Annotated in this window: 5 protein-coding genes and 3 pseudogenes; 5 read left to right on the top strand and 3 right to left on the bottom strand. The window is 69.3% G+C overall.

Features of this window, described 5'->3' with window-relative positions; genetic code table 11:
- Positions 1–1,091: 1,091 nt before the first annotated feature.
- Together ACFVJQ_RS38645 and ACFVJQ_RS38640 are read right to left on the bottom strand one after the other, a co-directional pair.
- Positions 1,092–3,920 carry a glycoside hydrolase family 2 TIM barrel-domain containing protein gene (locus ACFVJQ_RS38645; RefSeq protein WP_385516076.1) on the bottom strand — a complete coding sequence of 943 codons (2,829 nt, stop codon included), beginning with the start codon at positions 3,918–3,920 and terminating at the stop codon, positions 1,092–1,094.
- A 1,422-nt stretch (positions 3,921–5,342) separates the two neighbouring features.
- Positions 5,343–6,173: a helix-turn-helix domain-containing protein gene (locus tag ACFVJQ_RS38640; protein ID WP_385516075.1), complete on the bottom strand. Its 831-nt coding sequence runs from the start codon at positions 6,171–6,173 to the stop codon at positions 5,343–5,345.
- A 73-nt stretch (positions 6,174–6,246) separates the two neighbouring features.
- Between ACFVJQ_RS38640 and ACFVJQ_RS38635 the strand changes: the two genes are divergently transcribed.
- The 5 genes and pseudogenes from ACFVJQ_RS38635 to ACFVJQ_RS38615 all read left to right on the top strand — a co-directional run.
- A complete protein-coding gene (locus ACFVJQ_RS38635) occupies positions 6,247–7,065 on the top strand; it encodes a phytanoyl-CoA dioxygenase family protein (RefSeq protein ID WP_385790419.1) in 819 nt (272 codons plus the stop codon).
- Complete coding sequence (locus ACFVJQ_RS38630) at positions 7,062–7,337, top strand: hypothetical protein (protein WP_385516073.1); 276 nt, start codon at positions 7,062–7,064, stop codon at positions 7,335–7,337. The genes ACFVJQ_RS38635 and ACFVJQ_RS38630 overlap by 4 nt, the downstream gene beginning before the upstream one ends.
- A gap of 316 nt (positions 7,338–7,653) precedes the next feature.
- Positions 7,654–8,281: pseudogene (locus ACFVJQ_RS38625) on the top strand (carbohydrate ABC transporter permease); the annotation flags it as partial.
- 159 nt (positions 8,282–8,440) lie between these two features.
- Positions 8,441–8,692 (top strand): annotated as a pseudogene (locus ACFVJQ_RS38620) (1,4-beta-glucanase); the annotation flags it as partial.
- Positions 8,692–8,877, top strand: a pseudogene (locus ACFVJQ_RS38615) (hypothetical protein); the annotation flags it as partial. The pseudogenes ACFVJQ_RS38620 and ACFVJQ_RS38615, both read left to right, overlap by 1 nt.
- A gap of 1 nt (position 8,878) precedes the next feature.
- On the opposite strand, the gene ACFVJQ_RS38610 reads toward ACFVJQ_RS38615, so the two are convergent.
- Positions 8,879–11,917 (bottom strand): glycoside hydrolase family 2 TIM barrel-domain containing protein, encoded by a 3,039-nt coding sequence (locus ACFVJQ_RS38610; RefSeq protein ID WP_385790417.1) that lies wholly within the window; start codon positions 11,915–11,917, stop codon positions 8,879–8,881.
- Positions 11,918–11,960 lie beyond the last annotated feature (43 nt).

Below are 11,960 nucleotides of genomic sequence, written 5' to 3'. Positions count from 1 at the left end.
GACGGCACACAGCTCGTGCTGTGGGACTGCAACGGCGGCTCCAACCAGAAGTGGACCACTCTGACCACCGGATGAACCCCGAGCCCGGGATCTGAGCCCTCTCCGGGCTCAGACCCCGGGAGAACACCGGTGCCCGGTCGCGCTGGGGACGGCACCGGCTGCGGTCGGCTCATACATGGCAGGACAGCGAGGACGAGCATCCTACGACTGTGCGCTGAGTCGATCTCGGCGTGCTTGACCAGGTAGGCGTCGACTCTCTTCCAGGCGCAGTCGGCCCGGGGACCTCGACGGTCAAGGCGGTGTTGAGCGGAACGTCTCCGGGCCGTTCGCGACGCGGGGCCCATCCGAGTTGCTCCCCGACGGCTCGCCATGAGTGTCGTTCCGCTTCGGGCCCACTGTCCTCGCGGCCCAGGGCGTCCTACAACAACCTGGTCGAACTCTGCCTGGTCGGCGTCCACCAACTCGCCATGAATCGACTGGCGTTCGTACTGGGTCGCCGCGTCCGTCGCGAACGACGGCGTTTCGAGGAGAAGGTGGAGTTTCGGGCTGGAGACATCCAGGTCAGAAGCCACATGGGTGCACAAGGTCCGTCGCTTCCCAAGCTGAGAGCGCGAGTTCGATTCTCGTCACCCGCTCCCACATGAACCCCCAGGTCATGGACCCGGGGGTTGTCTATTGTCCAGACCCGGGGGCGGAGGGCGCGCACCACAACGGGCCATGAGGCCGCTGCTTGCGGCCTGTGGGTGTCGGAGTGCTGAGGGATGCCTGCTCGTAGGACCGGCCTAGGCGGACCATCGTGTCACTGAGGGCGCGCGCGAGTGGGTCGTCAGGGTGTGTCCGGTGTGACGAAGTTTCGTAGAAGCGGAAGCCGTCCGGGAGGGCGAAGGAGGTGCGCCGAAAGGGCACCCTCTCGCAGAGGAAGACCAGTGCGCCGGGCTCCTCCTCGGCGGACCAGGCGCATATCGGCACTGGCCGTCACGGTCGTGGGAGCAGGCGCACGCCTCGGGAAAGTGAGGTCGAGCACCTGTGTGCAGCGCCGGTCGGCAGGGGGCCCGGCCGCATGGTGCGGCGTCGGGGAGGGGGTGGAGGCGCTACTGGGAGAACGAGAAGTACAGGGTTCGACCGTAGTCGCCCGTCGCCGTGGTGGGGCCGCCGCTGGGGCCGAGCGCGGACGGTGCGTCGAACTTGGTGCCGATGGCCGGGATGGCGTCGAGGAACGACAGGTCTCCCTTCGGGAAGGGCGGCGCGGTATGGCGGGGGTCGGGTCCGAACCGGGGGGTGAAGAGGCGGAGGTAGAGGTTCTCGTCCTCGGAGATCATGGTGATGCGTCCGGCGGTGGTGTGCAGGGACGCCCAGCGGACGCCCGCGTGATAGCCCTTGAACTCCGGGTACACCCAGCCGTCGGCACCGGTCGCGGTGTCGTTGTACTGCTTCGTCCAGACGTCCGTCGCGACGCCGCGCAGCCGGTTCTTCCACACCCTGTGAGGTCCGTGGCCGAGCCATGTCACGCCGGTCACCTGCGATTCGGGGTGGTCGAAGCCGACGCCGAAGAGGTCGTGCTCGCCGGTGAGGTGGTAGCGGTAGTCCAACTGCAGCCAGCCGCTGGGGTGCAGATGCCACCGGACGTGGCGCAGGACGCCGGAGTACTCGGCCTGCACCGTGTAGCCGTTGCCGTCGGACCCGTGCGTCAGGCGGGTGAGGTCGGCCGTTCCGGTGGTGGGCAGCGGGCCGCGGGACAGCGCGAAGTCCGTCCCTCGGTGGGTGACGCCGGCCAGCATGCCCGTCGTGGCGTCGAGCGTGACCGTGGTGTGGCGGGATGCGAGGGTGAGCCTGTCGTCCGCGAGCCGGCCGCGTACGGCTGGTCCCGGGCCCGTCCGTACCAGCCGTCGGGCCTGGTCGGCGGCGGAGGCGATGGTCCATGTCCAGCGGCGGATCTCGTGGCCGTCGGCGTCGGTGACGGTGAGCGCCAGGGCGTCGGCGCGTCGCCGGCCGGACGGCAGGGGCAGGCGCAGCACTCCTTGCGCGCCGGGTTCGATGTCCGGCGCGGAGGCGGTGCCTTGGGCGCGCACGGTGTGGCCGTCCCGCCGCTGCGAGGGGGTGCGGAAGTTCAGGAGCCGCCAAGTGAAGCGGCAGGTACGGGTGTTGGTGAAGGCGTAGTGGTTGGTGAGGGCGATCCGGCCGTCGAAGTCGTCCGGCAAGCCGGAGGTGAACCGCTCCGGCTCGGCGAGTTGTACGGGAGACCAGATGTCCTTGATCGTGTAGAAGCTGGCCTCCTTCTCGCGGAAGGGGCCGAGGATGCCGTCGGGTGCGGCGTTGCCCGCCACATCGATGGCGCCGCCGAGGTCGTCCCGCACGATGCCCTCGTCGACCAGTGACCACAGGAAGCCTCCGGCGCAGAGCCGTTCACGGCCCATCAGCTTCCAGTAGTCGTCGAGCCCCGCGCCGGCGCCGCCGTCGTAGAGGCCGTGGAGGAACTCGGTGGGCATGAAGACGTCGCCGCGTTCCTGGAGGATGCGGCGTGTGCTGTCGTACGTCTCGTAGTGGTCGGTGTTGATGCCGCCGAAGGTGGCCCAGGGGTGGAGGACGGTGCGCTGCTGGGGGTCGTGGCGGGCGTAGTCGTCGTCGAGGGCGGTGTTCCAGCCGCCTTCGTTGCCGTTGCACCAGAACAGGATCGACGGGTGGTTGACATCACGGGTGACCATTGAGGCGACGAGGGGTCTGCCTGCCGCTTCGTCGTAGGACTTCTGCCAGCCGGCCAGTTCGTCGAGTACATACAGCCCGAGTTCGTCGGCGAGGTCGAGGAAGTGCGTGTCCGGCGGGTAGTGGGACATGCGGACCGCGTTCATGTTCATCTCCCGCATCAGGAGGATGTCCTTGCGGCTGATGCGCGCGCTGGTCGCCCGGCCGGACGTGGGCCAGATGGTGTGCCGGTTGGCTCCTTTGAGGAGGATCTTGACGCCGTTGACGTACACGCCGTCGCCGGGGCGCACCTCGACGGTGCGGAAGCCGAATCTCTCGTCGACGCGGTGGACGGTGCGGCGGTCGCCGGCGCGGAGCGCGACCTCGACGCGGTAGAGGTGCGGAGTCTCCGCCGTCCACTGCCGGGGGGAGTCGACAGCGGCCCTGAGTGTCACCGTCGTGTCGCCGGGAGCGACGGCCGCGGTGAACGGGGCACCGACCGGGCGCCCGGAGAGGTCCGTGACCCGGGCGACGAGACGGTCGGCGGAACCGGTACCCGACAGATGGGCGTCGATCCGCAGTGTGCCGTCGGCGCGGGCGTCGACGGCGATGCGTTCGATGTGCTGGAGCGGGAACGCCTCGAGATGGACGGGGCGGTAGATGCCGCCGAAGTTCCAGTAGTCCCCGAGGCGTTCGGCCCGGTTGACGGAGTCGTCGGTGGACTCCTTGCTGACGGTCACCTCCAGGAGGTTGTCCTGGCCCGGACGCAGCTTTCCGGTCACCTCGTGCCGGAACCGGTAGAAGCCGCCGCGGTGGACGGGCCCGGCCGACTCGCCGTTGATCCACGCCTCGGTCTCGGTCATCGACCCTTCGAAGACGAGGAAGACGCGTCTGTCACGCCAGTGGGCGGGCGGCGTGAAGGTGTGCCGGTAGCGGCCCTTTTCCTCCGGGCGCAGATTCCACCCGTAGTTGTACGTGCCGTATCCCTGGAACTCCCAGTTGGACGGCACCGGGATGCTGCCCCAACTGCCGCTGCGCCGCCCGCTGGTGCACAGGAAGTCCCAGTCGACCGGGTTGTCGGCGTCCTCGCCGGACAGATACAGGCGCTCGGTGCGCGTGGAAGCGTCCGTTCCGTCGGCCGTCTCGGCCTCGGCCGCCCGGGCCGAGCCCGTGGGAAGGCCTCCGGCGAGGGCCGCGCCGGCTGCGCCCAGGATCAGAACGCCACGGCGTGACAATTGCATGACATCTCCAGCCTTCAGAAACCATCGGGAGGGAACGGCGGGGACGTGCGCGTAGTCGACGGGTCCGCTCGGCGCACGGTCGTCGAAGCGCTTGCGTCGGCAACCCCGCAGATCAGGGCACATCCGCAGGGGCGATGACGACATTAGGAGTCGAATGAATCGAACACAAGGTGGCAGCAGCCGGCAGGTGCCTCGGAACCGCATGGTCAGCGTCGGCACTGCAAGCCTTGGCGCGGCGAGCTTCAAGGGCGGCCCCGTGCCAGATCCTGCCGGAACCACGGGTAACACCGGGGACCCAGTCGACCGCACGCCAGGCACCGACGGCTCCACCGCAGGTCAGCTCCCGAGCGACCCCGCATGCACATGGCAGCCGCCCATGGATCAGGGCCGCCCCCCTGTCTACTGGCTGATCCTGAGCGAGCCGAGCGCGACGTGGTCCAGGAGGCCGACGACGGCCACACCATCACCGCGGAAGCCCTCGGAGGCCCTCGCTCATGAGGCCACCCGTGCCTCTCGGCATCCTTCGACGTGTCCTCGGCGTCACACCCACTTCTGCCCCGACGCTTCTCGGCGTCGGAGGCGGGAGCCTTGTCGCAATCGACCCCGCTATGCCGACGTGACCGGCGGACACACACCGATACGTGGAGGATCGGTGTGCGGCCGATTCGCTCGGCGAGATGGCAGAGGCCGGGGGGTTGTCCGGTGCCTCCACAAGATCGGGTAGAGGCCCCGTGGAAGGGGACCAGCGTCCGCACCTTGGCCGAGAGGTACGGGGCCCAGGGCTGCGTCCCGCGTCGTGGTGTAGGGGATCAAGGGTTACGCGTTCCGGTACGAGGCCCTTGGCGATCTCCTCACACACGGCAGCCCACGAGGCGCCCTGCTGAGGCGAGTTGAGCCCGGGAGTCGGCGGAACCACCGCCCCGACCTGTGGATTCCGGTGCCTTGATCGGCTACACCACCCGGCGGGAGATCATCGGGCCCAGGGCGCGTTCCGCGAAGCGGCGCCGATCTGCGTCGGGCGGGTTGTGCTCAGGCGGGGCGGGTGGAGGCCCGTAGTTGGATCTCGCATCCGCCCGGTGGGGTGGGTTCGGCGGTGAGGGTGCCGTTGAGCAGTTCGGCGCGTCCTTCGAGCACGTTCTTGAGGGAGTTGCCGTCGGTCCCGCTCAGCGACCGCGGCCAGGAACCACACCAGCCACCTGCGCCGGCGCGGCCTCGCGGGGCTCGTTCGCGAACTCACCTGTTCCATATGCGGACTTCACTCTGCCCACCCATGTCGTACTCACTCCTTGGCCGGACCCGACTGGTGGAGCCTGCCCCGTGTCGACGCGGGCCCGCTGGGCGGGGAGCACGCTTCGACGGTTATTCGATCACTCGCGGTCTGGACCGTAGCCGCTCGGGGTCACGCCGAGCAGTGAGGCCCCGTCAGCGGCACTGGCGCGCCGTCTCGATGGGGCTTTCGTGCGGGCCTCGGCCATCCAGCCCCGCCGGGGCAGCCGCACGTACGTCGCGCGGGCTCGCGCCGAGTTCACGGCGGCAGGCCTTGTTGAAGGCCTGGAGGTCGGCGATGCCCACAGCCGCGGCGACGGCGGTGATGGACAGGGTGGAGGACAGCAGAAGGTGACGGGCGCGCTGAAGGCGTCGGTGCCGGATGTACGACACGACCGTGAGGCCGGTTTCTGCACGGAACACGCGTGTCAGGTGTGTGTGGGAGATTCCGACGGCGCGAGCGACGTCCGGTACGGACAGCGGGCCTGCCAGGTGTTCCTCGACGTAGGCCTGGGCTGCGGCCACGAAGGGGTGGCGGCGCCCGGCTCCCTCGCCCCTCGGCAGCTCGGCGATGCGCCACAGAGCGGTCCAGACCTCGGCCGTGGCTCGTGGGGGAGAGGTCGGCATGGCCGTCACGGCGTGTCGGAGCAGGTCGGCCAGGCGGGTGCTCTCGGCCGCGGCGTCCTGCATCACCGGCACCACCCGCGCGGTTCCGCCGTCGTGCAGCCGCAGGTGGACGTAGAAATGTTCCGACCTGCCCCGGTAGTGAAAGTGCACCTCCGTGTTCGGCGGCACGAGGCTGACGTGGCCGGGACGTATGGGGTGGACCGACTGCCCGAGGGACAGAGCACCCTCGTAGTGGTAGAGGTGCAGCTGCCACAGATCAGGCAGCCGGAAGACATCGTGGGCGGTGGAGACGCCGTGTACCCCGATGCCGGCGTCAACCACGGTGGGCGCCTCGTCGAGCCGCAGCGTTACGTGTTTCACGAGGACGGAAAATTACCAGCACTGGACGATTTCAGCCCACGACCGAGCCGGACTGGGCACGTACGTTCGTCGCATGTCAACCAGCAAGCAACTCCTGACATCGGTTCAGGTGGCGCGCTTCGTAGCGCAGGGATTCCTGCGCCTGGACGGGGTGGTGCCGCAGGAGATCAATGAACGGGCCATCGCGGCCTTGACCGAGGGCCTGCCGGAAGTGTCCTACGGCACTCCGCTGGGCGGGGCGTTCGCGCAGGACACCTTCGTCCACGAGCTGCTCGCCCTGCCGGTCGTCGCGGGCGCTGTCGAGAGCCTGGTCGGCCCCGAGCCGACCGTCGACCACCATGCGGTTCATGTGCGCGAGCCGCACGAGGGACAGGCGCAGCCGCTCCACGGGGACGCGATCATCGACGTGCGGCCGGACGCGTTCGACATCCAGCTCATGTACTACCCGCACGAGGTGACCGCCGAGATGGGCGGCACCCTCAGCGTGCCCGGAAGCCATCTGCGCAGGATCAACGAGACGGACGTCGGCCGCGTCCAGAACCTCCGGGGACAGACCCGTCTGACCTGCCCGGCGGGCACGGTCGTTCTCGTGCATCACGGCATCTGGCACAGTGGCCGCCGCAACGACACCGCGGGCCGGCGCTACATGTACAAACTCCGCCTCAACCCGACCGTGCCGCAGGTGCGTCTGTGGGACGTCTCCGACCTGCACGACCCCGCGGTGACCGCGGAACTCAACACGTACTTCCCCTGGTACGAGTGGGCCACGGGCCGACTGGAGATCTACAACCGGGTCCTGCTGTGGCGGGCCCTGACCGGAGACGACTCGTTCGACGTCGACTACTGGGTCACGCGCGTCAGCAACCGGCCGGCCCTGAGGAGTCACGCATGAGGCAGCAGGTTCTGGTCCTCTATCTCGCGACGTCGGCGCTGGACTCCCCCGTCGTGGGCTGGTCCCGCTACGACGGGACCGGCCGGACCCGTCCGACGACCGGTGACAGCGACGAGCCGCCCTATTCCACCGGGCTTGGCGCGTTGCAGGACGGGTGGCGCCTGTTCCAGGCCTCCCAACTGCTGCCCCCGCAGCCCGGTCACGAGTACGACGTCTCCTTCCTCAAACACGAGTTCTTCTTCGAGAAGCTGGAGGACGGCTCTCGCCCCTGACCCGGCGCTGGAACCGCCGCTCCTGTCCGGTGGGTGGCGTAGCTGTGGCGGGCGTTGAGTTTCTGTCGACGGCGTTTTTGCAGGCGACTCGGGGCTGCTCCGCAGCACCGAGCCGAGCGCGCTCCTCACCGCGCTCGTGCTCCGGCCGGGGCGTGCGGTGCCTCCCTACACCCTGACGGACGGCCTGTGGGTGGGTGAACCGCCCCACTCAGCCGTCGACGACCTGCGCTCGTACGCCCATCTCCTGCGCCGCCGCCTCCCGGTGCCCATTCCCTTGACCAGCCATCAGGACGGATACGCGCTTCTGGCCGACTCGGGCACGCTGTTCTCGATGACGGTGTCGGTACTCGCGGCCTACGGCCTGTCCCGGCCGGGCAGTCTGGGGCACCGGTTCTTCCTGATGACCATGATGGCGACCATGTTCTTCGGGGCCGGGCTCATTCCGACGTACCTGCTGGTGCAGTCGCTGGGCCTCACCGACACCTACCTGGCGCTGATCCTGCCGAGCGCGGTCAGCGTCTTCAACATCCTCGTCCTGCGGGCCTTCTTCATGGGGATCACGCCCGAACTCACCGAGTCAGCGCGTATCGACGGGGCAAGTGATCTGCGCATCCTGATGACCATCATCATGCCGCTGTCCCGCGCCGTGCTGGCCGTCATCTCCCTGTTCTACGCGGTCGGGTACTGGAGCGCCTGGTTCAACGCGTCCATCTATCTCACCGACCAGCAGATGATGCCGCTGCAGAACGTGCTCATCCAGCTGGTGCAGAAGAACACCGAGGCGCCGACGGGGCTTCAGCAGGCGGTGCGTACGGGGCAGCTCTCCGCACTGGGACTGCAAATGGCCGTCATGGTCCTCGCACTGATCCCCGTCGCGGTCGCCTCCCCGTTCGTCCAGCGGCATTTCAAAAAAGGGCATGCTCACCGGCGCGATCAAGGGGTGACGCCCTTGACCCGCCCCGGGTCGTAGAGCCGTCGGTCCTAGGTCCGCGACTTCGTTGTGGCTGGTCGCGCCCACGCGGCGGAGCCCCCACAGCGATACCGCCCCGCGCCCCTGAGGGCGTCACCTTCCCCTTTGTCCCGCGGAAGAAGAGGAAAGCCACGCCGCACACACCCTGGGCTTCGACAAGGCCGCCAGGGGTGCTTCCTACCCGGCGATCTACATGGTCGGTGCCGTCGACAGCTTCAACGCCGTCTACCGCTCCGACGACGAGGCGAAGACCTGGACGCGGATCAACGACGACCAGCACCAGTGGGGCTGGACCGGAGCCGCCATCACCGGCGACCCGCGCGTGTACGGCCGGGTCTACGTCTCCACCAACGGACGCGGAGTGCAGTACGGGGAGCCCGCCTGATGCCCGACCTGGGCGATGCGACCCGGGGCCGCCTCCTCTTCGGCGGCGACTACAACCCCGAGCAGTGGCCGGAGGAGACCTGGCAAGAGGACGACAACGGCATCCGCGTCGTCCTCGCCACCCCGACCTCCTCGCCCCTGCCTGCCGACTCTGATCTTGCAGGTGGAGTTCACCCCCGGCGGTTGATCAGTTCCTTGCGGCTGACGCCCGTCCCCCTTCCGCATCGCCGGTGCGGAGACGCACGGTGAGAGTCGCCGAGTGGGGGTGAAGACGGTGCTGCGGAAGGGCGTCCGGGCCGCAGGAGGCACTGCCGAGCCCGTGGTGGGCTGTGTCGAGGGTGAGCCAGAGGGTGCCGTCCGGGACGAGATCGCTGGTGTGCCGTGCCGCGTCCATCGCCTCGGCCGTCCACGGCCGCAGAGACAGGTCGACGCCGGTGGGTGCGGAAAGGTGCAGCACCTGGCCGTCGGCCCAGCGGATCGCCGCTTCGCGTACGCCGCTGCGGTTGCCGTTCTCCTGAGGCCGAACGTAGGGGGTCTGCAGCTCCTCCACGGTGGCGTGGAACCTGCCGAGGCGGGCGGCCCGCCTGCTGTCGCGGTAGGACTCGCCGGGCCCGTACCCGTACCAGTCGAGGCTCGCCGCGCCGCCCGGCAGACCGAGCCGGATCCCGAGTTTCGGCAGGGTGGCCGACCGCGGCCCGGCTCCGTGGCGGGGACCCCCGAGGCCGGTGTCGAGCTGGCCGACCGGGGTGAGGTCCAGCTTCAGCTCCAGGGCATCGGAGTCGTACGCGGTCCACGTCCAGCGTCCCTGTATACCTCCGTCTTGACCGGCGGCCCGGCTGACGGTGTCGACGACCAACTGCTCGCCGTGGGCGGCGCAGCCGACGGTGCGGTGCACAAGCCGGTTAAGGCCCAGTTCCCTCCACACCCGTGCCTGTCCGTTGCCGCCCCGGTCGTTGTCAGTGGGGGCTCGCCACAGGTCGAGTCGGGGGCTGACCAGTGCCAGGTCGCCGAGCTGGACGAGTGCACCGAGCGCGTTGAAGGTCGCCTCGCCCAGTGTCCATCCTCCTGCCGTGCGCTGCGGGCGCAGGGCGACCGGCTCCCGGCGCGGTTCCTCGGGCGTCGTAAGGATCAGCTGCGTGAAGGCGATCTCGTGTCCGGCCGGGACCCCGCCGTAGTCCTTGGCCAGTACGGCGCGCACCGTCAGGGCCTGCTCGCCGCCGGCCTGCGGGGCTGTTGTGACGGTTTCGTCGAGGAGCACCTCATGGCTCGCGCGGGCCGGGACCGGTGGCAGGTCCAGGACGCCGTCCGCCAGCGGGACGCCGTCTGCTTCCAGGCGCCAGTCGAAGGCGAGGAGGGAGGTGTCGAGGAAGTCGAAGCCGTTGCGGATCCGCAGCGTCAGCCCATTCGACGCGTGCTCCAGTCGCATGCGTACGGGGGCGATGACGGCCTTGTACTCGATGAGGCCGGGCGAGGGCGTGCGATCGGGAAACACCAGTCCGTCGGCGATGAAGTTGCCGTCGTGGACCGTCTCACCGAAGTCGCCTCCGTAGGCGTAGAAGGGCCGGCCGGCGTCCGGGCCCTCGGTGGTCTTCTGCAGGATGCCGTGGTCGATCCACTCCCACACGAAGCCGCCGTGGAGCCGGGGATACCGGTCGAACAGCTCCTCGTACTCGGACAGGCCGCCCGGGCCGTTGCCCATCGCGTGCGCGTACTCGCAGAGGATGAACGGCAGCCGTCGGCGGTGCGAGTCGGCCGCGGCGTCCGCGGTGCGGGGCTCGGCGTGCATCCCGATGAGGGCGACCTCGTCGGGGCTCGCGTACATCCTGCTGTACACGTCCACGTAGGGGCTGTCGTAGTCGCCCTCGTAGTGGACGAGGCGGTCCGGGTCGCGGCGGCGGGTCCACTCGGCCATCGCCCGGATGTTGTCACCCTCGCCGGCTTCGTTGCCCATCGACCACATGACGACGCTGGGGTGGTTCTTGTCGCGTTCGACCATCCGCTGGACACGGTCCACGCAGGCGTCACGCCAGCGGACGTCCGCGGACGGGTTGTTCTTCCAGCCGAGCGCGCCGAACCCGTGCGTCTCCAGGTCGCATTCGTCGATCACCCACAGGCCGTACTCGTCGCACAGGTCGAGGAACCGGGAGTCGGGCGGGTAGTGGCTGGTACGGACCGCGTTGATGTTGTGCCTCTTCATCAGCACAACGTCGGCACGCATGGTCTCCAGATCGAGGGTGCGGCCGGTCTCCGGGTGCCATTCGTGCCGGTTGACGCCCCGGAAGCGGATGGGCGAGCCGTTGACAGTGATGGTCCCGTCGACGATCCGGACGGTGCGGAATCCGACGGCGAGGGTGAGGGTCTCACCCTCGGACCGGAGTGTGCCCGCGTACAGCCGGGGCGTCTCGGCCGTCCAGGGCTCGACGTGCGCGATCCTGTGCCGCTCGCCCGCGGGCAGGCCGGTGATGCCGAGCTCGGGGAGGTCCACCACGGCGGGAACGTCGCACTCGACGAGGAGCAGGCCCTCGCCGGTGCGGTGGTCGAAGTCCGCGTGCACGAAGTGGTCGCCGATCGCCCCCGCGGGCCGCTCGATCAGGCGGACGGAGCGGAAGATGCCGGAGAGCCACCACATGTCCTGGTCCTCGAGGTAGCTCCCGGCGGAGAACTGGTGGACCCGGACGGCCAGCACGTTGCGGCCCGCCCGAAGCGCCTCGGTGGCGTCGAACTCGGCGGGCAGCCGGCTGCCGGTCGCCCAGCCGAGTTCCGTGCCGTTCAGCCAGACCGTGAAGTGCGAGTCCACCCCCTCGAACCGCAGCACCCATCGTGCACCGGGAGCAACGGAGTCGAGAACGAACTCCCGGCGGTACTCGCCGGTGGGGTTGTCCTCCGGCGGGTGCGGCGGATCCACCGGGAAGGGGTAGACCACGTTGGTGTAGGCGGGCAGGCCGAAGCGACCCCGGCCCGCGTTCAGGAGGTCTCCGTGCTCGTCACGCAGGCCTTCCATCTGCCACAGGCCGGGAACACGCACGTGGTCCCACACCGAGTCGTCGAACCCTGACTCCTGGAAGCCTTCGGTCATCTCGAGCACCGACGGACTGAGCCGGAACCGCCAGCGACCGTCCAGATCGATCGTCCGGGCGTCGCTGCGGGCGCTCGCCCTGGGGGTCAGACGGCCCTCGCCCGGGCTGAACGAGGCAAGCTGCCTGCTCGTCGGGGTGCGCGGGGTCATGGAACGCCCTCCGTAGCGGGGTTGCAGGGGTTGGGGTGAGGGT

This window comes from Streptomyces sp. NPDC127197 (genome assembly GCF_042672405.1).
Lineage (GTDB): Bacteria > Actinomycetota > Actinomycetes > Streptomycetales > Streptomycetaceae > Streptomyces > Streptomyces flavusporus.
The sequence above is the reverse complement of the archived record's forward strand: the minus strand, read 5'-3'. Positions and strand labels throughout refer to the sequence as shown.